At 75.2% G+C, this 24841-nt stretch carries 18 protein-coding genes; 8 read left to right on the top strand and 10 right to left on the bottom strand.

From position 1 onward, the window contains the following. The first annotated feature begins 254 nt into the window (after positions 1-254). Positions 255-1124 carry an AfsR/SARP family transcriptional regulator gene (locus MTO91_RS13655; protein ID WP_476651404.1) on the top strand — a complete coding sequence of 290 codons (870 nt, stop codon included), beginning with the start codon at positions 255-257 and terminating at the stop codon, positions 1122-1124. 63 nt (positions 1125-1187) lie between these two features. On the opposite strand, the gene MTO91_RS13650 is transcribed toward MTO91_RS13655, so the two are convergent. After that, positions 1188-1967 (bottom strand): enoyl-CoA hydratase/isomerase family protein, encoded by a 780-nt coding sequence (locus MTO91_RS13650; RefSeq protein ID WP_224402517.1) that lies wholly within the window; start codon positions 1965-1967, stop codon positions 1188-1190. Beyond that, a complete protein-coding gene (gene fgd, locus MTO91_RS13645; protein WP_208820313.1) occupies positions 1964-2968 on the bottom strand; it encodes a glucose-6-phosphate dehydrogenase (coenzyme-F420) in 1005 nt (334 codons plus the stop codon). The genes MTO91_RS13650 and fgd overlap by 4 nt, the downstream gene beginning before the upstream one ends. Before the next feature lie 368 nt (positions 2969-3336). Between fgd and recQ the strand changes: the two genes are divergently transcribed. The 3 genes from recQ (at position 3337) to MTO91_RS13630 (ending at position 6621) form a co-directional block, all read left to right on the top strand. Further along, positions 3337-5163: a DNA helicase RecQ gene (gene recQ / locus MTO91_RS13640; RefSeq protein WP_476654875.1), complete on the top strand. Its 1827-nt coding sequence runs from the start codon at positions 3337-3339 to the stop codon at positions 5161-5163. Further along, positions 5160-5930, top strand: a complete 771-nt coding sequence (locus MTO91_RS13635) for a gamma-glutamyl-gamma-aminobutyrate hydrolase family protein (RefSeq protein ID WP_405417142.1) — start codon at positions 5160-5162, stop codon at positions 5928-5930. Before recQ ends, MTO91_RS13635 begins: the two co-directional genes overlap by 4 nt. Before the next feature lie 115 nt (positions 5931-6045). Further along, the gene (locus MTO91_RS13630; protein ID WP_405417143.1) at positions 6046-6621 is read left to right on the top strand and encodes a DinB family protein; all 576 of its coding nucleotides are present in this window, start codon (positions 6046-6048) and stop codon (positions 6619-6621) included. Positions 6622-6640: 19 nt separating this feature from the next. Here MTO91_RS13630 and MTO91_RS13625 read toward each other — a convergent pair whose 3' ends face one another. The 4 genes from MTO91_RS13625 to MTO91_RS13610 all read right to left on the bottom strand — a co-directional run bounded on the left by MTO91_RS13625 (position 6641) and on the right by MTO91_RS13610 (position 14243). After that, entirely contained in the window at positions 6641-8914 is a 2274-nt protein-coding gene (locus tag MTO91_RS13625) for a HelD family protein (RefSeq protein ID WP_476654874.1), read from the bottom strand. A 301-nt stretch (positions 8915-9215) separates the two neighbouring features. Beyond that, entirely contained in the window at positions 9216-11600 is a 2385-nt protein-coding gene (locus MTO91_RS13620) for a glycoside hydrolase family 65 protein (protein ID WP_208820309.1), read from the bottom strand. Beyond that, the gene (locus MTO91_RS13615) at positions 11597-12331 is read right to left on the bottom strand and encodes a beta-phosphoglucomutase family hydrolase (protein WP_405417145.1); all 735 of its coding nucleotides are present in this window, start codon (positions 12329-12331) and stop codon (positions 11597-11599) included. Before MTO91_RS13615 ends, MTO91_RS13620 begins: the two co-directional genes overlap by 4 nt. 73 nt (positions 12332-12404) lie before the next feature. Beyond that, a complete protein-coding gene (locus MTO91_RS13610) occupies positions 12405-14243 on the bottom strand; it encodes a histidine kinase (protein ID WP_476651403.1) in 1839 nt (612 codons plus the stop codon). A gap of 160 nt (positions 14244-14403) precedes the next feature. On the opposite strand from MTO91_RS13610, the gene MTO91_RS13605 reads away from it, so the two are divergent. Then, a complete protein-coding gene (locus MTO91_RS13605) occupies positions 14404-16953 on the top strand; it encodes a DEAD/DEAH box helicase (protein WP_476651401.1) in 2550 nt (849 codons plus the stop codon). A gap of 123 nt (positions 16954-17076) precedes the next feature. Then, entirely contained in the window at positions 17077-19221 is a 2145-nt protein-coding gene (locus tag MTO91_RS13600) for a putative bifunctional diguanylate cyclase/phosphodiesterase (protein WP_476651400.1), read from the top strand. A gap of 2 nt (positions 19222-19223) precedes the next feature. On the opposite strand, the gene MTO91_RS13595 is transcribed toward MTO91_RS13600, so the two are convergent. The 3 genes from MTO91_RS13595 to MTO91_RS13585 form a co-directional block, all read right to left on the bottom strand. Further along, positions 19224-20009, bottom strand: coding sequence for an LLM class F420-dependent oxidoreductase (locus MTO91_RS13595; RefSeq protein ID WP_208820301.1), 786 nt, complete (start codon positions 20007-20009; stop codon positions 19224-19226). A 47-nt stretch (positions 20010-20056) separates the two neighbouring features. Beyond that, positions 20057-20959 (bottom strand): DUF742 domain-containing protein, encoded by a 903-nt coding sequence (locus MTO91_RS13590; protein ID WP_476651398.1) that lies wholly within the window; start codon positions 20957-20959, stop codon positions 20057-20059. A 203-nt stretch (positions 20960-21162) separates the two neighbouring features. Next, on the bottom strand, positions 21163-22101 hold the full coding sequence (locus tag MTO91_RS13585; RefSeq protein WP_179759882.1) for an alpha/beta hydrolase: 939 nt from the start codon (positions 22099-22101) through the stop codon (positions 21163-21165). 93 nt (positions 22102-22194) lie between these two features. Between MTO91_RS13585 and MTO91_RS13580 the strand changes: the two genes are divergently transcribed. Next, complete coding sequence (locus MTO91_RS13580) at positions 22195-23124, top strand: hypothetical protein (protein ID WP_476651397.1); 930 nt, start codon at positions 22195-22197, stop codon at positions 23122-23124. Continuing rightward, a complete protein-coding gene (locus tag MTO91_RS13575; protein ID WP_251782654.1) occupies positions 23118-23471 on the top strand; it encodes a GntR family transcriptional regulator in 354 nt (117 codons plus the stop codon). Before MTO91_RS13580 ends, MTO91_RS13575 begins: the two co-directional genes overlap by 7 nt. Before the next feature lie 16 nt (positions 23472-23487). Here MTO91_RS13575 and MTO91_RS13570 read toward each other — a convergent pair whose 3' ends face one another. Beyond that, complete coding sequence (locus MTO91_RS13570; RefSeq protein ID WP_073574915.1) at positions 23488-24696, bottom strand: acyl-CoA dehydrogenase family protein; 1209 nt, start codon at positions 24694-24696, stop codon at positions 23488-23490. Positions 24697-24841: the final 145 nt, after the last annotated feature.

The following is a 24841-nucleotide window of genomic DNA, read 5'->3' as shown; positions in this document are numbered from 1 at the left end:
GGACGGGACCCACGTCCGGCTGCTCTCCCGGGCCTGACGCAGATCTCACAATCCGGCCGTACCCGGATCTCACACCGTGGGCACTGCTGGGCTATCCTCGTCCCACGACACCACACGGAGACGCCGCCCGCCGTCCGTGTCGGTGCGGTTCCGTCGTGCCCGCTCCGCGATCCGAGGCCTCCCGCCCGGCGCGCCCCGGCTCCGTGCGGAGCCGATCGCGGGCCGCACGTCACGACCGATCCGGGGAAACGGCCATGTCCGACGATCACTGTCGATCCAGTGAGCAGAGCACTCCCACCTCCACCCCGCACGTGCGGGTGCTGGGCTCGTTCGGGCTGCGCGCGGGTGACCGCGCCGTCCCGCTGCCGGTCGACTCCCGTCGCCTGGTCGCCTACCTCGCCGTCCACCGGCGGCCGCAGCCGACCGCGGCGCTCGCCGCGACGCTGTGGCCCGGGGTCGGTCCCGTCCCCGCGGCCCGGCTGCTCGACGATGCCGTCGCCGGCGTCGACGTACCGGGCCTGCTCGACGCCGACCACCTCGGCCGGCTGCAGCTCGGCGACGACGTGGTCGTCGATCTCACCGAGGCCATGCTGTTGATCCGTGGGCTGTCCGCGCCCAGCATGCTGCGCACCGTGCGGGAGATCGGCGCGCCGGAGACCGCGCTGCTGGAGGCCGACATCCTCCCGTCGTGGACCGCGGCGTGGATCGCCGTGGAGCGCGAACGGTTCCGCCAGCTGCGCCTGTCCGCCCTGGAGGGGCTGGCCGGCACGCTCACCGCCGCCGACCGGCACGACGACGCCGTCGCCGTCGCGCGCCGGGCCGTCGCCACCGCGCCGAGCCGCGAGCGGTCGCGCCGCGCCCTGGTCGAGGCCCTGCTCGCCGGCGGTCAGGTCGCCGACGCGCTCGCCGAGTACGAGGAGTTCCAGCGGCTGCTCCGCAACAGCGTCGGCGCCACCCCGGACTCCGAGCTGGACCGCCTGCTCGCCCCGCTCGACGCGGGCTGGCCGCTCGGCCCGGGCCTGCACCGCCCGGCCCGGCGCTTCGCCGTGGGCATGCCCGGCACCGCCCGCGGCGCGCAGCGCTCACGCCGGGTCGTCGCGGGGAGCCCCGCCAGCGGGCGCTGACCGGCCACACCGACGACGAGGGGGCGCGACCGGACGGTCGCGCCCCCTCGTCGTGTGCGGTGGTCAGTGGAACTGCGGGCGGCGCTTCTCGCCGAACGCGGCGAGCCCCTCGGCACCCTCCGGACCCGCGGCGCAGGTCGCGATGGAGTCCGCCTCCGCCGCGAGCTGCTCGTCGAGCCCCCGGTCCCAGGTCGCGGTCAGGAGCCCGCGGATGCGGCCCAGCGCGGCAGTCGGTCCCTGGGCGAGCCGGTGCGCGACCGCGGCGGCCTCGTCGGCCACCCGGTCGTCGTCGACGACGGAGGCGAGCAGCCCCAGCTCGGCCAGCGTCCCGGCCTCGAGGACCTCGTCGGTGAGCAGGACCCGCCGCGCCCGCGCGGCGCCGATCAGCCGCGGCAGCGTCCAGGTCATCCCGCCGTCCGGGGAGAACCCGATGCCGGGGTAGGCCGGACGCATCCGGGTCGAGGTCCCGCCGACGGCGAGGTCGCAGGCCAGCGCGATGCTCATGCCCGCACCGGCGGCCCAGCCCGGCACCGCCGCGACCGTGGGCACCGGGGACGCGGCCAGCGGGCGCAGCATGGAGTGGAAGGTGTCGGCGAGGCCGTGCACGTAGGCGTAGCGGTCCTCGGCCCCGGCGAAGGCTCGCACGTCACCGCCGGTGCAGAAGTTCTCGCCGTCGCCGTGCACCAGCACCGCTCCGGTCTCGGCCGGGTCGAGCGCCAGCAGCGCCTCGGTGACCTCGGCCATGGCGGGCCCGTCGAGGGTGCCGTGCCGGCCGGTGGAGACCCGGCAGCGCAGCACCCGCCCGTCGCGGGTGACGGCGGGCGCGCTCGTCGCGGCGCTCACGCGAGCGCCCGCAGCTTCGGCGCGACGTCCTCGGTGAACTGCGTCAGGAACCGGCGCTGGTCGTGCCCCGGTCCGTGCACGACGAGGTGGTTCAGGCCCGCGTCGAGGTAGGGCTTGATCTGCTCGACGGCCTCGTCGGGATCCGACGCGACGATCCAGCGCTTCACCACCTGCTCGATCGGCAGCTCGTCGGCCAGGCGCTCCATCTCCTGCGAGGAGTCGACGGAGTTCTTCTGGTCGGCGGTCAGCGACAGCGGCGCCCAGAACCGGGTGTTCTCCCGCGCGGCGTCGGGGTCCCGGTCGTAGCTGATCTTGATCTCGATCATCTTGTCGATGGCGCCCGCGTCGCGGTCGGCCTTGCCCGCGCCCTCCTCGACGCCCGGGAGGAGCTTGTCGGTGTAGAGGTCCATGCCCTTGCCGGAGGTGCAGATGAACCCGTCGCCGAACCGGCCTGCGAACCGGGCGACCATCGGGCCCCCCGCGGCGACGTAGATCGGCACCGGCTGCTCGGGCCGGTCGTAGATCATGGCGTCGACGAAGGTGTAGTACTCGCCCTCGGTGCTGACCGACTCCTCGGTCCACAGCGCGCGCATCATCTTCACGGCCTCGCGCAGCCGGGCGAAGCGCTCCTTGAACTCGGGCCACTCCCGCCCGGACACCGCGATCTCGTTGAGCGCCTCGCCGGTGCCGACGCCGAGCGCGACCCGGTTGCCCGTGAGCAGCGCCATCGTGGCGAACTCCTGGGCCAGCACCGCCGGGTTGTAGCGGAACGTGGGCGTGAGCACGGAGGTGCCGATCTGCACCCGCTTCGTGCGCTCCCCCACCGCCGCCATCCAGGGCAGCGCGGCCGGGGCGTGCCCGCCCTCGTGCCGCCACGGCAGGAAGTGGTCCGACGCCCAGACGCTGTCGAGCCCGAGCTCCTCGGCCAGCACCGCGTACTCGACGAGGTCGCGGGGGCCGAACTGTTCGGCCGACGCCTTGTACCCGATCTTCAGATCCACGGATCCGTCCTTCTCGCGTGATCGCCCGGCGCCCGGTGTGCGAACGCCGTTGGTCCTGCAGGCCTTGCTACACCCCGGGGCCGTCCGGCGCAGCACCGCGACGCCCGCGACACCCGGGCGGTGACCGGGACCACGCCACGGCCGGGCCCGGGCGCGGCCGGCGGTGCCGTGAGGTGAGTGCCGGGCGGGGCGCACGCGGCGGGGCTCGTACGATCGACGACGTGTTCGACGCCTCCGACCCGGACGAGATCCCGCTCCCGCCCGAGCCCGAGGACGACTACGGCGACGAACCCCCGCCGGAGGACGCCTGGGCCGCCGCTCCCGCCGGGCCGGGCCGGGAGCCGGAGGCGGAGCCGGTCCCGGAGCGCGTGCACAGCAGCGACCCGCACGAGATCCTGCGCCGCGTCTTCGGCTACGACGCGTTCCGCGGCGAGCAGCAGGCGATCGTCGAGCAGGTCACCGGCGGCGGGGACGCGCTGGTGCTCATGCCGACCGGTGGCGGCAAGTCGCTCTGCTACCAGGTACCGGCGCTGGCCCGGCCGGGCACCGGGGTCGTGGTGTCGCCGCTGATCGCGCTGATGCAGGACCAGGTCGACGCGCTGCGCGCGCTCGGGGTGCGGGCCGGGTTCCTCAACTCCACCCAGGACGCCGACGAGCGCCGCCTCACCGAGCAGGAGTTCCTCGCGGGCGAGCTGGACCTGCTCTACCTCGCCCCGGAGCGGCTGCGGGTCGAGGCCACCGTGCGGCTGCTCGAACGCGGCCGGATCGCCCTGTTCGCGATCGACGAGGCGCACTGCGTCGCGCAGTGGGGGCACGACTTCCGGCCCGACTACCTGCTGCTCTCCGAGCTGCCGAAGCGCTGGCCGGACGTCCCGCGGATCGCGCTGACCGCGACCGCGACCGACGCGACCCGCACCGAGATCGCGCAGCGCCTGGAGCTGACCGGGGCTCAGGCCTTCGTCGCGAGCTTCGACCGGCCCAACATCCAGTACCGGATCGTCGCGAAGAACGAGCCGCGCCGTCAGCTGCTGGAGCTGCTGCGCTCCGAGCACGCCGGGGACGCGGGGATCGTCTACTGCCTGTCGCGCAGGTCGGTCGAGCAGACCGCGGAGTTCCTCACCGCGCAGGGGATCCGGGCACTGCCGTACCACGCGGGGCTCGACGCGTCGGTGCGCCGGGAGAACCAGTCCCGGTTCCTGCGCGAGGACGGCCTGGTCATGTGCGCGACGATCGCGTTCGGCATGGGCATCGACAAGCCCGACGTCCGCTTCGTCGCCCACCTCGATCTCCCGAAGTCCGTGGAGGGCTACTACCAGGAGACCGGGCGTGCCGGCCGCGACGGCGAGCCGTCGACGGCGTGGCTGGCCTACGGGCTCGCCGACGTCGTCCAGCAGCGCAAGATGATCGACGACGGCGAGGGCGACGCCGCGCACAAGCGGCGCCTGGCCCAGCACCTGGACGCGATGCTCGCGCTGTGCGAGACCACCGAGTGCCGCCGGGCGCAGCTGCTGCGCTACTTCGGGCAGAAGCCCGCTTCCCAGCGGTGCGGGAACTGCGACACCTGCCTGACGCCGGTGTCGTCGTGGGACGGCACGGTCGCGGCGCAGAAGGTGCTGTCGACGGTGTGGCGGCTGAAGAAGGAGCGCAACCAGGAGTTCGGCGCCGGGCAGGTCGTCGACATCCTGCTGGGCAGACGCACCCCGAAGGTCGACCAGCACCGCCACCACGAGCTGTCGGTGTTCGGCGTCGGGACCGAGCTGACCGACGTCGCGTGGCGCAACGTCCTGCGCCAGCTCGTCGCGCGCGGACTGCTGACCGTCGGCGGGAACTACTCGACGCTGCGGTTCACCGACGAGTCCCCGGCGGCGATGCGTGGCGAGCAGAAGGTCATGCTGCGCTCCGAGCCGGAACGCGCGGCGCGGTCGTCGCGGTCGCGGGGCGGGTCGAAGCAGGCCGTGGAGATGCCGGCCGAGCTCGCGCCGGTGTTCGAGCGGCTCCGGGCCTGGCGGGCGGCGACGGCGAAGGAGCAGGGCGTCCCCGCCTACGTGATCTTCCACGACGCGACGCTGCGCGAGATCGCGATGCGGTCCCCCGCCGACCGGGCCGCGCTGGGCACGATCTCCGGGATCGGCGAGGGCAAGCTCGCGCGCTACGGCGACCAGGTGATCGACGTGTTGCACGGGGCCGGCTCGTGACGCGCCCGCTGATCGGCATCAGCTGCTACAGCGAGCGGGCCGACTACTGGATCATGCGCGACGACGACGTCGTGCTGGTCCCGCGCACCTACGTCGAGATGGTGCTGGCCGCGGGCGGGGTCCCGGTGCTGCTCGCCCCGACCGACGGCGCCGTCGAGGCCGTCGACGCCCTCGACGGGCTCCTGCTCACCGGCGGCCAGGACGTCGACCCGGCCCGCTACGGGCAGGTGGCCGGCGCGCACACCGACACACCGCGCACCGGGCGTGACGCCGCCGACGTGGCGGCGCTGCACCGGGCGCTGGGCCGCGGGATCCCGGTGCTGGGCGTGTGCCGCGGGCTGCAGCTGCTCAACGTGGCGCTCGGCGGGACGCTGCACCAGCACCTGCCCGACGTGGTGGGTGCACAGGTCGCCGGAGCGCACTCGGTCGGACCGGGGGTGTACGCGCCGGTGCCGGTGCTGACCGAGCCGGGGACCCGGGTCGCGGAGATCCTGGGTCCGGGCCCGGTGACGGTGCGCTGCCACCACCACCAGGGGGTGGACCGGGTCGCCCCCGGGCTGCGGGTGTCCGCCCGCGCCGGGGACGTCGTCGAGGCGCTGGAGTGGAGCGACCCGTCGGGCCCCGCCGGCACCGACGCGCCCTGGGTCGTCGGTGTCCAGTCCCATCCCGAGCGCGACGCCGACGACCTGCGCCTGGCCGGTGCCCTGGTCGCCGCCGCCACGCGGGCCCGCAGCCGCGCCTTCCGCCCGGTCCGCCTCGCCGGCTGACCCGGATCCACACCCCCTGTCCGGTGTCCACACCTGCCGCACCGGGTGTGCCGACCGGGCAGGGGGTGTGGACGCGGGCAGTCGGTGTCCGCGATCAGGGGCAGGCTGTGGGGTCATGACGGAGACGGGGACGAGGACGGGTGTCGACTGGAACGGCGAGCTGCTCGCGCAGCTGACGTTCCACTGGGAGACCGCACTGCGCCCGCGGCTGGCCGGGCTCACCGACGACGAGTACCACTGGGAGCCGGTGCCCGGCTGCTGGGGCGTGCGCCGCCGCGGGGAGTCGGTGACCCCGCCGGGCGCCGGGTCCGGCGACTGGGTGATCGACTTCGCGTTCCCGACGCCGGAGCCGCCGCCGGTCACGACGATCGCGTGGCGGTTCGGGCACCTCCTGGTCGGGGTGTTCGCGATGCGCTCGCACTCCCACTTCGGCGGGCCGGCCGTCGACTACGACTCCTACGCCTACCCCGGTACCGCGGCGTCGGCCCTGGACGCCCTGGACACCGAGTACGCCCGCTGGACCGCCGGGGTCGCCGCGCTCGGCGCCGAGGGCCTGGCCCGGCCGTGCGGACCGGCCGAGGGTCCCTACGCCGACGCGCCGCTCGCGACGCTGGTGCTGCACATCCACCGGGAGGCCATCCACCACGGGGCGGAGATCGCGCTGCTGCGCGATCTCCTCCGGGCCGGCTGAGCCGAACGCCGGGCCGGGCTCAGCCGGCCCGCCCGATCCGCTTGAGCACCGGGGGCAGGTCCCCGGAGTGGAGCACCCCGAGCCGCTGGGTGGCCCGGGTGATCGCGACGTAGAGGTCGTTGAGCCCGCGCGGGGACTCGTCGAGCATCTCCTGCGGCTCCACCACGACGACGGCGTCGAACTCGAGGCCCTTCGACGCCGCGACCGGCAGCACGACGACCGGTGCGTCCAGCTCGGACTCCCCCTCGGCGGGCTCGGGGGTCGTGAGCCCGGCGGCGTCGAGGACGGCCCGGACCCGGTCCAGGCGGCCCTGCGGCGTGAGGACGACGGTGCGCCCGTCCCCGACGGCGTCGCGCTCGGCGCGCACCCGCTCGGCCAGGACCCGGTCGCCGTCGGCCCCGGCGGGCAGCGCCGCCGCCGACGGCGGCACCCCGGTCGAGCGCACCGACGACGGCGGCTGCAGCGAGGCGTCGATCTCGGCGAGCACGTCGTCGGCGACGTCGGCGATCTCCGAGGGCGTCCGGTAGTTCACCGTCAGCTGCTCCAGGCGCCAGCGGCGTGCGACGAACGGTGACAGGACCTCGTCCCACGAGCCCGCGCCGCCGCGGTCACCGGTCTGGGCGATGTCCCCGACGAGGGTCATCGACCGGGCGGGGGCGCGACGCATGACCATCCGCCAGGCCATCGCCGACAGCTCCTGCGCCTCGTCGACGATGATGTGGCCGTAGGTCCACTCGCGGTCCGCGGCCGCCCGTTCGGCGGTGGAGTCGTAGCGGGAGACCTGCATGCGCTCGGCGAGCCGGTCGGCGTCGATGATGTCGGTGGCGCGCAGCAGCTCGGGGTCGAGGTCCTCCTCCAGGTCGAGCACGTCGAGCACGCCCTGGGCGTACTCGACCTCCTCGCGCAGCGCCGCGGCCTCGGCGGCGGCCTGGGCGGCGCCGTCGTCGCCGAGCAGTTCGGCGGCCTCGTCGAGCAGGGCGACGTCGGCCGGGGTCCAGCGCAGGTCCGGGGGCACGTCGGCGGCGGGCGCCGCGCGCTCCAGCAGGGCCCGCTCGGGCGCCGGGATCCGCCGGGCCACCGAGTTGAGCCGACGGCGGTCGGCGAACAGGTCGGTGAGCAGCTGCTCGGGCGACAGCGTCGGCCAGAGCTCCTCGAGCTGCGTCGCGACCTCGCCGGACTCGGCGAGCTCGTCGCGGATGTCGTCGACGTCGCGCCGGTCCAGCAGGCCGGACTCGCCGCCGCCGACGCGACGGGCGACCTGCTGGGCGAGCAGCCGCAGCAGCTCCTTGCGGAAGATGCGGCGGGCCTCGTTGTGCGGCTTGCGGGAGCGCCGGGCCCGGGTGCGGGCCTGGGCGACGGTGTCCCGGTCGAGGACGACCCGCTGCTGCTCCACGACGAGCTCGACCGGGGTCCGCGGCAGCTGCTGCCGGTCGCGCACCGCGGCGGCGATCACCGGCGCCATGTCGGCGCGGCCCTTCAGCTCGGCCGTCGCCGGGGACTCGGTGCGTCGCGCGTCCAGGCCGGGGAACAGCTGGGCGACGGTGCCGAGCACGACGCTGGTCTCCCCCAGCGAGGGCAGGACCTGGCCGATGTAGCGCAGGAACGTCGGGTTCGGCCCGACGACGAGCACGCCGCGCCGGGCGAGCCGGTCGCGGTGGGTGTAGAGCAGGTAGGCCGCGCGGTGCAGCGCCACCGCCGTCTTCCCGGTGCCGGGGCCGCCCTGCACGACCAGCACCCCGGACGGCTTCGACCGGATGATGCGGTCCTGCTCGCCCTGGATGGTGGCGACGATGTCGCCCATCCGCCCGGTGCGGGCCGAGGACACCGCCGCCAGCAGCGCGGCCTCGCTGGTGAGCCCCGAGCCCGAGCGGGCCCGCTCCGCCTCGGTCATCTCGGCCAGGTTGAGCGGCTCGTCGTCGACCGCGACGACCTGCCGCAGCCGGGTCCGCAGGTGCCTGCGCCGCCGCATCCCCTCGGGGTTCGCGGCGGTGGCGGTGTAGAACGGCCGGGCGGCGGGTGCCCGCCAGTCCATCAGCAGCGGCTCGTACTCGTTGTCCTCGTCGAGCAGGCCGATGCGGCCGACGTAGCGGATCTCGCCGTCGTCGGCGTCGAGCCGGCCGAAGGCCAGCCCGTGCTCGGCGGCACGCAGACCGGCGAGCCGGTCGGTGAGCATCTCCGCGGCGGCGTCGCGCTGGGTGATGGCCTGCGGGGTGCCGACGGTCTCCTCGCGCAGCGTGTCGGCCAGCCGGCGCGCGGTGTCGCGACGGCGGTCCTCGAGCTGCTCGTAGAGCATGGCCACGTAGGACTGTTCGTGGGCCAGCTCCGGGTCGACCGGCGCGGCGGGGTCGGCCGCGTCAGCCGGGGAGCCGGCAGCAGAAGTGGGTTCGGGCACGGCGCGGGGATCCTCCACCGGGGGGACGTACACGACACGTCCGCGCGGTGGCAGGACGAGCCTGTCGCCGACGGAGCGACTGACCAGGCTACCAGTGGTGCACGACCATCCGGTGAACGACGGACCGGGCACCGGACCGCCGCGGGGGACGGCGGCGGGATCCGCCGTCCCCCGCCGTCCTGCACGGCCCGGCCCGGCGCGGTCAGCCGCGGACCCGCGGGGCCCGTCCGTGGGGCTGCTCCACCGGCTCCACCCACTCCGGGGTGGGGGTCGGCGCGGTGGCCGGGCCCTCGTCGTCGAGCGCGATGGGCTCGCCGTGGTGGCGCAGCCGCATCGGGGCGCCGTCGGTGAGCCGGTACTCGGTCTCCTCGGGGGTGATCGAGACCCGGATCCGGCGCCCCTGCCACTTCAGGCCGAACGAGATCCGCGACAGCGACGCCGGGAGCACCGGGGCGAACGACAGCCCGTCGGCCTCGCAGCGCATCCCGCCGAAGCCCAGCACGACCGCGGTCCAGGTCCCGGCCATCGACGCGATGTGCATGCCGTGGTCGGTGTTGCCCGCCAGGTCCTGCAGGTCCACCAGGGCGGCCTCGGCGAGGTACTGGTGGGCCAGCTCCAGGTGCCCGGTGCGGGCGGCCATCACCGACTGGGTGCACGCCGACAGCGACGAGTCCCGCACCGTGATCGCCTCGTAGTAGGCGAAGTTGCGGCGCTTCTGCTCCTCGGTGAACGCCTCCGGGAAGATCTGCATCGCCAGCACGAGGTCGGCCTGCTTGATGACCTGCTTGCGGTACAGGTCGAAGTAGGGGTAGTTCAGCAGCAGCGGGTACCGCTCGGCCGGGGTCTCCTCGAAGTTCCACCGCTGGTGGTCGGTGAAGCCCTCGGACTGCGGGTGCACGCCGAGGCGCTCGTCGAACGGGATGAACATCGCGCCGGCGGCGTCGCGCCAGGACGCGATCTCCTCGGAGTCCACCCCGAGCCGTGACGCCGACCGCGGGTGCTTCGCGGCGACCTCGGCGGCGTAGCGCAGGTTCTGCTGGGCCATCAGGTTGGTGTAGACGTTGTTGTCCGCGATCGAGGAGTACTCGTCGGGACCGGTGACGCCGTCGATGCGGAAGTTGCCCGCCGAGTCGTGGCTGCCCAGCGAGCGCCACAGCCGCGCGGTCGCGACCAGCAGCTCCAGCCCGACCTCCAGCTCGAACTTGGTGTCGCCGGTGGCGTGCACGTGCCGCTTCACCGCGTCGGCGATGTCGGCGTTGATGTGGAACGCCGCGGTGCCCGCGGGCCAGTAGCCGGAGCACTCGTGGCCGCGGATGGTGCGCCACGGGAACGCCGCGCCCTTGAGACCGAGGGTCTCGGCGCGCTCGAAGGCCAGCGGCAGGATCGACTTGCGCCAGCGCAGCGCGTCCGCCGCGGCCTCCGGGGCGACGAAGGACAGCACCTGCAGGCAGAACGTCTCGGTGTCCCAGAAGGTGTGGCCGTCGTAGCCGTCGGCGGTCAGCCCCTTGGCCGGGATGCAGCGGCGCTCGGCGCGGGCGCCGGCCTGCAGGATGTGGAAGGTCGCCAGCCGCACGGCCTGCTGCAGCTCGGCGTCGCCGTCGATCTCGACGTCGGCGGTGGCCCAGAAGTCGTCGAGGTAGTCGCGCTGCTCGGCGACCAGGCCGTCCCAGCCGGTGTAGCGGGCGGCGGCGATGGCGGCGCGCACCTGGTCGTAGACGGCGGGCAGGCTGCGCCGCGAGGACCAGCCGTAGGCGAGGTACTTGACCACGCGCAGCGACTGGCCGGGCTTGACCCGGGCGATGACGGTGGTGCGGGCGAGGTCCTCGTTGGCGTCGGTGGACACCTGGACCCCGTCCGGGCCGAACACCTCGTGCTCCATCGCCGCGCCGCAGCGCAGCTCCGACTTGCGGGTGCGGTGCACCAGAGTCGCCCCGGCGTCCCCGGCCCGGGACTGCTCGGGCTCCAGGACGTTGTCCAGCGCGGTGTCCAGGCGCGGGTCGTCGGCGTCGCGGCCGGGCAGCTGCTCGTTGGCGACGAGCTCGGACTGCAGCACCAGCAGCGCGGCGTCACCGGCGGCGCCGCTGCCGTCGTTGCCGTTGCTGACCAGCTCGACCTCGTAGGAGATCGCGGCGACCGCACGCTGGGTCAGCGACACCATGCGGGTGGAGCGGACCCGGACCCGGCGCCCGGCCGGGGACTCCCACTCGACCTCGCGGTTCAGCGTGCCGGCCTGCATGTCCAGCACCCGCTCGTGCCGGTGCAGGGTGCCGTAGCGCAGGTCGAACGGCTCGTCGTCGACCAGCAGCCGGATCAGCTTGCCGTTGGTCGTGTTGATGATCGTCTGCCCGGACTCGGGGTAGCCGTAGCCGCCCTCGGCATACGGCAGCGGACGCACCTCGTAGAACGAGTTCAGGTAGGTGCCGGGCAGGACGTGCGGCTCACCCTCGTCAAGGTTGCCGCGCAGCCCGATATGGCCGTTGGACAGCGCGAAGACCGACTCGGTCTGGCCCATCGCGTCCAGGTCGAGGCGCGGTTCGCGGACCACCCACGGCTCGACGGTGAAGGTGGGCAGGTGGTCGGGCTTCACGAACGCTCCAGCAGGTCGGCGAGATCGGTGACGACGACGTCCGCGCCGTGCTCACGCAGCGCGTCCGCCTGTTCGAGACGGTCGACACCGACGACGGCGCCGAAGTCCCCCGCGTGGCCGGCCTGCACGCCGGCCAGCGCGTCCTCGAACACGACCGCGGCGGACCGGTCGACCCCGAGGTCGGCCGCGGCGGCGAGGAAGGTGTCGGGAGCGGGCTTGCCGGGCAGGCCGCGCTCGCGGGCGGTGACGCCGTCGACGCGGTGGTCGATGAAGGTCTCCAGCCCGGTGACCCGGAGGATCTGCTCCGCGTTCGCGCTGGAGGACACGACGGCGGTGGTGAGCCCGGCGTCCTTCACCGCCTCCAGGTAACGGCGCGACCCCGGGTAGACCTCGACGCCGTCGGTGCGGATCCGCTCCTGCACGAGGTCGTTCTTGCGGGTCGACAGGCCCCACAGGGTCCCGGTGTCCGCGGAGTCGTCCGGGGACCCCTCGGGCAGCTCGATCCCGCGCGAGGCGAGGAAGCTGCGGGTCCCCTCGAGACGGGGCTTCCCGTCCACGTACGGACCGTAGTCGGCGTTGACGTCGAACGGGGTGTACCCGTCACCGTCGCGGGAACGGAGGTACTCGTCGAACATCTGCTTCCACGCCGCGGCGTGGACGCTCGCGGTGTCGGTGAGTACGCCGTCCAGGTCGAACAGGCACGCGCGTGTGCCCTCGGGCAGCCCCAGCATGGCGCGCACGCTATCCGGATCGATGAAGGTCCGTCGCCCCGGGCGGTGCACGCCACTCCCCCGCCGACGGGTGTCACACGACGGGCACGCCCAGCGGCAGGACCAACAGGACGAGCGGGACGCGGGCGGACCGCTCCGCCGGGTCCGCCGGATGGACCTCCACCCGGGCCGCGGGCCCGCCGGGGGCGTCCGGGTCCAGCCGCACGTGGACCGCGCCGCCCGCGCTGTGCGGCTCGATCTCCTCCTGCACCCCGCGGCGGACCGCGGCGAGCACCGACAGCGGCGGCACCGCCGACGACGGGTCGACACCGGCCCCGGACGGGTCGTCGAGCTCGGTGGTCAGCCGGGCGCCGAACCGGGTCCGTTCGATCTGCAGGTACGCCCGCACGGCGGCGAGCTCCTCGTCGAGCCGGATCGAGGGCTCCCCGGCCCGGTCCGCGGCCCGGGACAGGTCGGCGAAGCCGAGCAGCAGTTCCCGGGCCCGTGGCGGGTCGGTGCGCACCAGCGAGGCGATGGTGTTGAGGGTGTTGTAGACGAAGTGCTGCTCCAGCCGCCGCGACAGCGGCCCGTGCCAGGGGCCGTCCGGGGCGGCGGCCGGCGGCGCGGGGTCCACGGGGACGGGCGGGACGGCGTCGCGGACCCGGATGCGGACGGTCTCGTCGGGGGCCGGGGCGCGATGCGCGCCGGGCCGGGCCGGGCGGCCCTCGTCCGGTGGCGTGTCACCGGCGGGCCGGTCGGGGTCCGCGGTGCCGGCGCGGCCGGCGGGGCCCGGGGCTCGGGTGCCTGCCGCGGCGTCCCCGTCCTCGGACGCGGGCCGGGTGCCCGGTGCGGCCGCGGCACCGGCGCGGGGCAGGACGACGGTCTCCAGGCCGTGCCCGGGTGCCTGCCCGGTCCCGCGGCCCGGGCGGCGCAGCGCGACGGTCGGGCGGGCCGCCGACGCCGCCCGGCGTGCCGCGTCGATCGCGCCGGCCAGGTCGTCGTCGTGCTCGGCGGGCGCCACCAGACCGCGCCAGGACGGCAGGGTGAGCCGTCCGGCGGCCGTACGGCCCCGGTGCTCGACCGCCGCGACCAGGCCGGGGGCCAGCCAGCGGGCGTCGACACCGATCCCGTCGGGCACCCCGAGCGGCGGGCTCCCGGTGGCGGGGACGCGCAGGACGGTGCGGGCGTCGACGTCGGCGGCGCCGATCCCGACGCGGCCCACGTAGCGGAGCCCGTCGGGCTCGGGCAGCGCCAGCAGCACGGCACCGATCCGCTCCCGGCCCCCGCCGGGGCCCCCGGCGGGCACCCAGCCCGCGACGAGCACCTGCCGGTGGCGGCGCAGCGGCACCCGCAGCCAGTTCCGGGTGCGCCGCCCGGGCTGGTAGGGCAGGTCGAGCCGCTTGAGGTGCAGCCCGTCGAGGCCGTAGCGCTCCGCGGTCCGGACCACGAGGTCGGCCTCGTCGAGCCCGAACGAGGGCGGGACCAGGATCTTCGGCCCGGCCAGGTCGAGCGCCTCCAGCTCCGCGCGGCGCCGCCGGTAGGGCAGCTCGAGGGTGCGGCGGCCGTCGCAGAACAGCAGGTCGGTGACCACGTAGCCGACCGGCACCTCGGTCCGCAGGGCCGCGTCCGGGGACACCGTCGCGGTGCGGCGCAGCAGCGGGGCGCGCGACGGGCGGCCCGCCTCGTCGAGGGCGACCACGGTGCCGTCGAGCACCATGCCGCCCGGCGGGGCCTGGTCGCCGAGCACGGCGAGCTCGGGGAAGGACCCGGTCACGCTGCGTGCGGTGGAGGACAGCAGCCGGACGCGGCCGGGCCGGGCGTAGGCCACACAGCGGTGGCCCTCCCAGGCGAACTCGACCGCCCAGCGGTCCGGGTCGCCCGCGTCGGTCAGCTCCCCCGCGGCGGGCAGCATCGGCGGGACGAGGTCGGGCATGGGCGCAGCAGGACCCGCGCCGGCGCGCGCCTGCCCGGCGCCGTGCGTCGCACCGACCCCCACCACGGCATCCACGCTATCCCCCGCACGGGCGAGTGCGGCCGCCACCTCGGCGCTGCGGCGCCCGGTGTCGGGGGTGTCTGCGACGATCGGTCCCATCATGACGCTCACCGACCGGCTGCCGCGCTCCTCCGACCCCGCGAACCCCCCGGATCCCGCCGCGCTGGTGGACACCTTCGCCGAGTGGGCGTTCGACGAGCGCGGTCTGTCGCTGTACCCGGCGCAGGAGGAGGCGCTGCTGGAGCTGGTCACCGGCGCCAACGTGATCCTCTCGACGCCGACGGGCTCGGGGAAGTCGCTGGTCGCGATCGGCGCGCACGCCGCGGCGCTGGCCCGCGGTGAGCGCAGCTTCTACACCGCGCCGATCAAGGCGCTGGTCAGCGAGAAGTTCTTCGCGCTGTGCGAGGTGTTCGGCGCGGACAAGGTCGGCATGCTCACCGGCGACGCCGCGGTGAACGAGAAGGCGCCGATCATCTGCTGCACCGCGGAGATCCTGGCGAACCTCGCCCTGCGCGAGGGCCCCGGGACCGACGTCGGCTCGGTGATCATGGACGAGTTCCACTTCTACGCCGACCCGTCGCGCGGCTGGGCCTGGCAGGTGCCGATCGTCGAACTGCCGCAGGCACAGTTCCTGCTGATGAGCGCCACGCTGGGCGACACGTCGTTCTTCGCGGAGGACCTGACCCGGCGCACCGGGCGGGAGACCGCGGAGATCACCTCCGTGGAGCGGCCGGTGCCGCTGCACTTCCGCTACGTCGTCGAGCCGCTGCACGAGACGATCACCGAGCTGCTGTCGACGCGTGAGGCGCCGGTCTACGTCGTGCACTTCACCCAGCAGGCCGCCGTCGAACGGGCGCAGGCGCTGATGAGCGTCAACGTCACCTCCAAGGAGGACAAGGCCGCGATCGCCGAGACGATCGGGGCGTTCCGGTTCACCTCCGGCTTCGGCCGCACCCTGTCCCGCCTCGTGCGCCACGGGATCGGCGTGCACCACGCCGGCATGCTCCCCCGCTACCGCCGGCTGGTGGAGACCCTCGCCCAGGCCGGCCTGCTCAAGGTCATCTGCGGTACCGACACCCTCGGCGTCGGCATCAACGTGCCGATCCGCACGGTGCTGTTCACCGCCCTGTCCAAGTACGACGGGCGCCGCGTGCGCCCGCTCAAGGCCCGCGAGTTCCACCAGATCGCCGGCCGCGCCGGGCGGGCCGGGTACGACACCGTCGGCACCGTCGTCGCGCAGGCCCCCGAGCACGACATCGAGAACGCCAAGGCACTGGCCAAGGCGGGCGACGACCCGAAGAAGCGCCGCAAGGTGGCGCGCAAGCAGCCGCCCGAGGGGTTCGTCGGCTGGTCGGAGACCTCGTTCGAGAAGCTGCAGCAGGCGCGTCCGGAGCCGCTGACCAGCCACTTCGAGGTCACCCACGCGATGCTGCTCAACGTGGTCTCGCGCGGCGGGGACACCTACGCCGCGATGGAGCACCTGCTCATCGACAACCACGAGCCCCGCAAGCGGCAGCTGAAGCACATGCTGCGGGCGATCGCGATCTACCGGGCGCTGCGCACCTCCGGCGTCGTGGAGCAGTACACCGTGGACGGTGCGACCCGTCCACGGGCGCGGGTGGTCGACGAGCTGCAGCTGGACTTCGCGCTCAACCAGCCGCTGTCGCCGTTCGCGCTCGCGGTGTTCGAGCTCCTCGACCGGGAGTCGCCGACCTACGCACTCGACGTGCTCTCGGTGATCGAGTCGACCCTCGACGACCCCCGCCAGATCCTCGCCGCCCAGCAGAACAAGGCCCGCGGCGAGGCGATCGCGGCGATGAAGGCCGACGGCATCGAGTACGAGGAGCGGATGGCCCGCCTGGAGGAGGTCACCCACCCCAAGCCCCTCGACGAGATGCTGCACGCCGCGCTGGAGACCTACCGCCGCGGCGCACCGTGGGTCGCCGACGCCGTCCTGTCGCCGAAGTCGGTGGTCCGGGACATGAGCGAGCGGGCGATGACGTTCACCGAGTACGTCTCGCACTACCAGCTCGCCCGCTCCGAGGGCCTGGTGCTGCGCTACCTGGCCGACGCCTACCGGGCGCTGCGCCAGACCGTGCCCGAGCACGCCCGCACCGAGGAGCTCACCGACCTCGTGGAGTGGCTGGGCGAGCTGGTCCGCCAGACCGACTCCTCGCTGCTCGACGAGTGGGAGAAGCTCGCCGCCGGGGCGGGTGCCGACGGGGAGGTGCTGCCGCCGGGGGCCGAGGTCGCCGTCGCCACGCCGACCGGGGTCACCGGCAACGCCCGCGCGTTCCGGGTCATGGTGCGCAACGCGCTGTTCCGCCGGGTGGAGCTCGCGGCGATGGGCCGCTACGCCGAGCTGGGCGATCTCGACGCCGACGCCGGCTGGACCGCCGACCGCTGGCGGGACGCCCTGGCCCCCTACTTCGCGATCCACGACCGGATCGGCTTCGGGCCGGACGCGCGCGGGCCCGAGCTGTTCGACCTCACCGAGGAGACCGACCGCTGGCTGGTGCGCCAGGTCCTCGACGACCCGGCAGGCGACCGGGACTGGGCGATCACCGCCGAGGTGGACCTCGCCGCCTCCGACGAGGCCGGTGAGGCCGTCGTGTGGGTGACGGAGGTGACCGACGGGTCGCCGGACTGACCCGATCGGTCCGTCGCGGGGCGTAGAGGTAACCCGGTCGGCCCCACCGGGCGGGTCGGATCGGTTACGGTGTCCACCGATCATGAGGGATGTCCCTCCCACCGGAGCGAACGGGGGCGGTGGATGCAGCAGGCCGACGTCGCCGCTGCTCGCGCCGACCACGGACGGGCGCTCGTCCCCGCAGCGCTGCCCGACCCCGCCGACCTCGCCGCTCCCTGGGCCTCGGAGCTGGCCCGGCACTCGGTGCTGCCGGCCACCGAGCTCCGCCCGGTCCTCGACCGGGTGACCACGCAGCTGCGGGAGGCCGCGCTGGCGGAGCGGTACGACCCGGCCCTCCCGGCGGCAGCCGGCGGGGACCTGGTGCGGGCGCGGATCCACCAGCCGGGCTGCCTGGAGATCGGGATGGAGCTGCTCGGGGCGCACCTGGAGCCGGCCGCGGACACCGCCGCCCGGGTCCGGCGGATCGCGGCCGTGCTGGCGGCGTTCGCCCGCGGGTTCACCGAGGCGACCCGCAGCCTGGTCCTCGCCGAGCACGAGCAGGTCACCCGGGCCGCGCTGGAGGCCCGCCGCGTCGCCGAGGAGGCCCGCCGCCGCTCGGACCTGCGGCTGCGGACCGTCGTCGACTCCGCGGCCGTCGGGATCGTGATCTTCGAGCCGGACGGGCGGCTCGTCGAGGTGAACGAGGCGGCCGCCGTCATGACCGGGTACACGCCCGCCCAGCTGCTGAGGATGCGGGTCACCGACTTCGTGCACCCGGAGTCGGCGCCGGAGGTGTGGGCCGAGCGGCCACGGCTGCTCGACGGCTCCCTGGACCGGCTCCGGGTGGTCCGCCCGGTCCGGCGCGCCGACGACAGCGACGTGTGGATCGACGCCGTGGTCACCCTGCTCGGCCCGGTCGGTGGTGACGAGCAGCTGCTCGTCGCGGTGGTGTCCGACGTGACCGACCAGTTGCTGATGCAGGAGAACCTGGCCCACCAGGCGTCGCACGACCCGCTGACCGGGCTGCCGAACCGGTCGCTGTTCTTCGAACGCCTGGGCGCCGCGATCGACGCGGGCTCCTCCGGTGCCCGCCCGGGGATCTGCTACCTGGACCTGGACGGGTTCAAGGTCGTCAACGACACCCTGGGCCACCAGTCCGGGGACCGGCTCCTGCAGGTGCTGGCCGACCGGCTCCGGGGCGCGCTGGAGCCCGGCGGGCATCTCGTCGCGCGGATGGGCGGCGACGAGTTCGTCGTGCTGGTGCCGCGCACCGCCGACCGGGCCGAGCTGGAGGAGGTCGCGACCCGCGCGCTGGGGACCGTGCGCCGCCCGGTGCGCGTCGACGGCCGCGACATCGTGATCTCGGCGAGCGTCGGGGTGGTGCGCCACGACGGCGAGCTGGGCATCGACGAGCTGATCGCCGCCGCCGACACCACCCTGTACTCGGCCAAGCGGGCCGGCCGCGGACGCTACGTGCTCTACGACCGCGACCGGCACCGCGACGACGTCGCCCGCTTCGAGCTGTCCTCGCAGATGCCCGAGGCGCTGCGCCGCGACGACTTCGTGGTCGTCTACCAGCCCCTGGTGCGCCTGACCGACGAGCAGACCATCGGGGTCGAGGCGCTGGTGCGCTGGCAGCGGCCCGACGGGCAGCTGCTGGGCCCGGACCGGTTCATCCCGCTCGCCGAGGAGACCGGGCTGGTCGTGCCGCTGGGCCGCCGGGTCCTCGACGAGGCGTGCCGGCAGGGCCGGGTCTGGGCCGACGCGTACCCGGACAGGCCGCTGACGATCAGTGTGAACGTCGCCGCCCGGCAGGTGACCGAGTCGGACCTGGTCGCCGACGTCGCGGCGACGCTGGAGCGCCACGACTGGCCGCCGGAGCTGCTGCAGGTCGAGCTGACCGAGTCCGACCTGATGGGCTCCCCCGGCCGGCCGCTGGCCACGCTGCGCGAGCTCGATCGGCTCGGCGTGAAGATCGCCATCGACGACTTCGGGACCGGCTACTCCAACCTCGCCTACCTGCGGCACCTACCGGTGCACCGGCTCAAGCTGGCCGGGCACTTCCTGGCCGGGACCGCCGAGCGCGACGACGTCATCCTGCGCACGCTGATCTCGCTGGCCTCCGCGCTGGACCTGGAGGTCACCGCCGAGGCGGTGGAGACCCGGGAGCAGGCGGCGCGGCTGCGCGAGTACGGCTGCGCCAACGCGCAGGGCTGGTACTACGCACCCGCGGTCGTCGCGGAACGGGTCCCGGATCTCATCCGGGACCCGTTCCTGCGTGCCCTCTGAGCTCAGCCGTTGCGCTCGTCGCGCCAGGCGATCCAGTCCTTCAGCCGGGACAGGTCGTAGCCGCCCTGGCCGTCCTGGCCGACGGTGAACAGGCGCACCCCGGCGTCGTACAGCGCGGCGCCGTCGTCCTCCGGGGCGCCCTCGACGCCGACCGAGCGCTCGATCTCGGCCGGGTCGCGGCCGATGTCGCGGCAGTGCCCGTCGAGGATGCCGCTCTTGCGGGTGACGGTGTCGACGTCGCCGAAGCCGTGCCAGATGCCGGCGTGCTCGGCGGTGTAGCGCAGGGTCTTCTTCTCGCCCCCGCCGCCGATGAGGATCGGGATGTCGCGGGTCGGCGCCGGGTTGAGCGCCGACCAGCGGCTCCGGATGCGGGGCAGGGCCGCGGCCAGGTCGTTCAGCCGGCCGCCCGCGGTGCCGAACTCGTAGCCGTACTCGTCGTAGTCGCGCTGGAACCAGCCGGAGCCGATACCCAGGATCAGCCGGCCGTCGGAGATGTGGTCGACGGTGCGGGCCATGTCCGCGAGCAGCTCGGGGTTGCGGTAGCTGTTGCAGGTCACCAGGGCGCCGATCTCCACCCGGGAGGTCGCCTCGGCCCAGGCGCCGAGCATGGTCCAGCACTCGAAGTGCTTGCCGTCGGGCTCGCCGTAGAGCGGGAAGAAGTGGTCCCAGTTGAAGACGACGTCGACGCCGGCCTCCTCGGCGGCGGCCACGGTGCGGCGGATGTCGGCGTAGTCGGCGTGCTGGGGCTGCAGCTGCAGTCCGATGCGGACGGGACGGGGATCGGTCATGTCCCCATCCTGGCCCCGGCGGCCGGGCCCCGCAGGGCACCCGCGGGTCAGAGCCGGCGCAGCCCGGCCAGCACCCGGTCCATCAGCGCGACGCTCGGCCCGTCCTCCGCCGAGGACACACCGTGCACCACCAGGCGCCCCTCGGAGGCGAGGTCGTCGATGAGCACCCGGGCGACGCCCAGCGGCACCGCGGCGAGCGCCGCGACCTCCGACACCGACCGGGGCCGGGTGCACAGCCGCAGCACCGCGGCGCGCTCGACCGAGTCGGCGCGCGGGACGGGGCCGGGGGCGGGCCGCACCGAGACCAGCGTCTCCAGCCGCAGCTCGGCGCGGACCCGGGTACGGCCGCCGGTCATGACGTAGGGCCGGACCGTGGCGAACGCCGGGACCTGGATCGGCTCGGCGTCCGGCGGCGCGGCGAGCTGGGGCACCGGGTGCGGGGACGTCGCGTGCGGGGGCGCGGACGGGGAGGAGACGGGGCCCGCCGCCGCGGCCGGGCGCCCCGGTCCCGGCGCGGGGCGGCCGGCGACCACGGGCAGCGGCGCGGTGTCGGCGGGCCCGGGCGTGCCGGTGTCGCCCTCCGGGCCGCGACCGGTGCCGGCCGCCGCGGGGTCACCGGTCGCGGTGCCGCCCGCCGTGGTGCCGCCCGCCGTGGTGCCGCCCGCCGTGGTGTCGTCGGCCGGGAGCCCGTCCGTCTCCGCGCGGGCCGCCGCACGGCGCGCCGCCCGCTCACGGCGGCTCAGCCGGGTGCGCTTCGCGGAGTGCCCGCCGAACCGGGCCCCGGTCACCCCGACCAGGTCCTCCGGCCCGGGCTCCGGCTCCTCCGCCACGACGGCGGGCTCCGGGTCCGGCTCCGGCGGCCTGCCGTGCGGGTACTCCGGGTCGGGGGCGTGCCGGGACGGGGGCGCCCCGAACCGGGCCCCGGTGCGTCCGATCTCCGACCGTGCCATCCACCCTCCGCGCCTCGCGGCCGCGGCGACCCGCGGGCGCCGCTGTCGTCCGTTCCGTCCCGCGGTGCGGTCGTCGTCACGATGCGCGACCGGGGAGCCACAGGGTGGCGCGGGACCACTACCGCACCGTGTCGCCCGTGTCACATCCGTGTGACGTGACCTCGTCGGTGCAGGTCACGAGCACAGCGGTTCACCCGATCCGGCTAGCGACGCAGCAGCGTGGTGAACGTGGCCAGCGCCTGCCCGGCGATCCGCTCGGCCGCGGGCACGACGCCGAGGAACGCGACGTAGCCGTGGATGAGACCGGGTCCGTCGACCTCGGTGACCTCCACCCCGCCCGCGCGCAGCGCCGCGGCCCAGTCGCGGCCCTCGTCGCGCAGCGGGTCGAACTCGGCGGTGGCGACCACCGCGGGCGCCAGCCCGGACGGGTCGGCGGGCGCAGCGGCCCCCAGCGGCGCGACCTCGGGGTCGGCCGGGGCGGGGCCGGACAACAGGCTGTCCCAGAACCAGCGCATGTCCGCCGCGGTGAGGAAGTAGCCCTCGCCGTTCTCCCGGTGCGACGGCGTCGCCCCCTCCGGCGCGAGGGCCGGGTAGAACAACAGCTGGGCGGCCGGGCGCGGGCCGCCGCGGTCGCGACAGCGCAGCGCCAGCCCGGCGACCATGCTCGCCCCGGCGCTGTCGCCCGCCAGCCCGAGCCGCCGGCCCGGGAACCGGCCTGCGACGGCGAGCAGCGCGGCCCAGGCGTCGTCGAGCGGCGCGGGGTGCGGGTGCTCGGGCGCGAGCCGGTAGTCCACCGCGACGACGACCGCGCCGGTCGCATTCGCCACCCGCCGGCACACCGGGTCGTGGGTCTCCAGGTCCCCGACGACCCAGCCGCCGCCGTGCAGGTAGAGCACCACGGCCGCGCCGTCGTCGCCCTCGGGGACGTAGCTGCGCACCGGCACCGGGCCCGCCGGGCCGGGGACGGTGTCGTCGTCGACCCGGCCGACCTGCTCGGGCACGAACCCCGGTCCGCGTCGGGCCAGGGCGAGCGACCGGTAGTGGGCCCGGGTGGCGACCGGGTCGCCGTCGCGGACCAGCGGCAGGGCCCCCGCCCCGGCGAGGGTGTCGAGCACGGTCCGGAACGCGGGGTCGAGCGCCATGGCCGTGACGCTAGCCGGTCCCCGGGGGATGCGCAGACACTATTGTTCTAGTACATTGCGAACAAGTTCGGATCACTCGACGAGAGGGACGCCATGACCACACCCGTCGTGCGCACGAGCCGTCGCCGGCTCCTCGCCACCGCACCGGCCACCGCACTGACCGTCGCGGGCCTGGCCGCCCTGGTGGCCACCCAGCCGCCCGGCCGGACGCTCCAGACCACCCTCGCGGTGGTCGTCGTGGGCCTGCTCGCGATCGGGCTGCCGCTGCTGCGGCTGCGCTCCGGGCGGCCCGACGTGGAGCGCCGCGCCGTCGGCACCGCCTGGGCCTTCGCCGTCATCGTGTGGTGGGTGCCCGGCACCCGGCTGGCTCCGCAGGTCCCGGGCTGGGCCTGGACCGCCGGCGTCCTGACGGCGGTCGCCGCCGCCTACGGCATCGGACACCTGCTGGCCGGGCCGGACGCCCCGCGGCCGTCGGCGACCGGCAGCGCCCCGGCCGGAGCGGTGCGCACCCCGCTCGCGCCCGGTGAGCGGTACCTGTGGGCCCGCACCGTGCTGTCCCGCCCCACCCTGGTCGTCGCGGCGGTGCTGCTCCTGGCGGCCGTCGCCCAGCTGGCGGCCGGCGGCAGCGCGGTGCTGGTCGTCGTGCTCGTCGCCGCCGCCGTCGTCTCGACCGCACTGACCGCCGTCGCCCGGGTCCGTGTCGACGGCGACGGGGTACACGTCCGGCAGGCGCTGCTCGGACGGCCGCTGGCGGAGGCACCGCTCACCGAGGTCCGCGGCGCGCGGTCGGAGCAGCTCGACCCGGAGCGCTTCGGATGGAACGAGTACGGCGTCCTGCGCCGGTCGCCGTCCGTGCTCGGCTACCGCGCCCGGCGGGCCGGGGAGGCGCTGGTGCTCGACCTCACCGACGACCGCCGGTTCGTGGTCACGGTGCCCGACGCCGCCACCGCGGCCGGGCTGGTCAACGCCGAGCTCGACCGTCGCGCCGGGCACGGCGCGGCCGGCGCCGCACCGTCGTGCTGATCCGGGTCGACCCGTCGTCGCCGGTGCCGCTCGGGGACCAGGTCGCGGCCTCGGTCCGCCGGGCGGTCGCCGACGGCCGGGCCACCGCCGGGGACCGGCTGCCCCCGGCCCGCGAGGTCGCGGGCGCACTGGGGATCAATCTGCACACCGTGCTGCGCGGCTACCAGCAGCTGCGCGACGAGGGCCTGGTCGACCTGCGGCGCGGCCGCGGGGCCGTGCTCACCGAGCGGGCCACCGGCGGACGCGCCGAGCTGGAGCGCAAGGCCGGTGAGCTGGCCGAACTGGCCCGGCGGCTCGGGCTCGACGAGTCCGACGCCCTCGGCGCGGTGCGGGCGGCCTTCCGCTGACGCCGCGGCGCCGCCGTCAGCCGAGCGGGCTGCGCGGCAGCAGCCGGTCGGAGATGATCTTGCGCTGGATCTCGCTGGTCCCCTCGAAGATCGTGGTCAGCCGGGCGTCGCGCCAGTGCCGTTCCACCTGGTGCTCGGTGGTGTAGCCGTTGCCGCCGTGCAGCTGGATGCCGTCCGCGGTGACCTCGGCGGCCATCTCGGTGGCCAGCAGCTTGACCATCGCCGCCTCCCGCTCGCAGGGCTCGCCAAGGTCGAGCCGGTGCGCCACGTTCTGGTAGAAGGCGCGGGCCTGCTCGACCCGGGCGGCCATCGTCGCGAGGGTGAACCGGACGGCCTGGAAGTCGCCGATCGGGTGCTCGAACTGGTGGCGTCGCTGCAGGTAGCGCACGCAGTCCTCGACGGCGGCCCTGGCGAGCCCGACCGCCCGCGCGGCGGTGTGCACCCGGGCGATGTTCAGCCACGACTGGGCGTCGGCGAAGCCCTCGCCGCCGGCGCCGAGCTGGTTGCCGACCGGCACCCGCACGCCGTCGAACTCCAGGTCCCAGGTGACGAAGCCGTGGTAGCCGATCTTGTCGATCGGGCGGCCGGTGATCCCGGCGGGGAAGGTGTCGCGCTCCTTCTCCACGACGACCGTCGCCAGGCCCGCGGAGCGCTTCTCCCCCGGCGCAGGGTCGTCGGTGCGCACCAGCACCTGGATGAAGTCGGCGGCCTTGGCGTTGCCGGTCCAGCGCTTGTGCCCGGTGATCACGAACTCGTCGCCGTCGCGGACCGCGCGGGTCTCCACCCCGGCCAGGTCGGACCCGGCGTCGGGCTCGGACAGCGCGATCGCGCCGATCCACTGCCCGCGGGCCGACCGGCGCAGCAGCTCCGCACGGCGCTCCGGGTCGGTGACGGCGGTACCGGCGCCCTGCGCGCGGGCGATGATCGACCCGACGCTCATCCACGCCCGGGCCAGCTCCTCGGCGACCATGCAGTACTCGAACGCCCCGAGGCCCAGCCCGCCGTGCTCACGGTCGACGGTGATGCCGAAGTAGCCCAGCTCGCCCATCTCGTCGAGCAGGTCGCGCGGGATCTCGCCCTTGCGCGGGTCCAGCTCGTCGGCGACGGGCAGCACCCGGGTCGCGGCGAACTCACGGGCCTGCTTCTGCAGCGCCTCGCGCTCGGGGGTGTGGTACGGCGCGGTCAGTACCGGGACAGGCGGCTCGAGAAGATCGTCACTGGCCATGGGCGCAGTATCACCCGTCCCGGCCGCCCCCGCCCGGACCCGACCGGTCCGGCCCCGACCTTCGGCACAGGACCGCTGCGTCTCGCATCGCCGCGTGCGCATGTCGGCACGGGGTGGGAGGGTCGGCAGCGGGCGGCGCGGCCCG

Source organism: Pseudonocardia sp. 2-7 (assembly GCF_056341085.1).
This window is presented reverse-complemented; position numbering and strand designations above follow the sequence as displayed.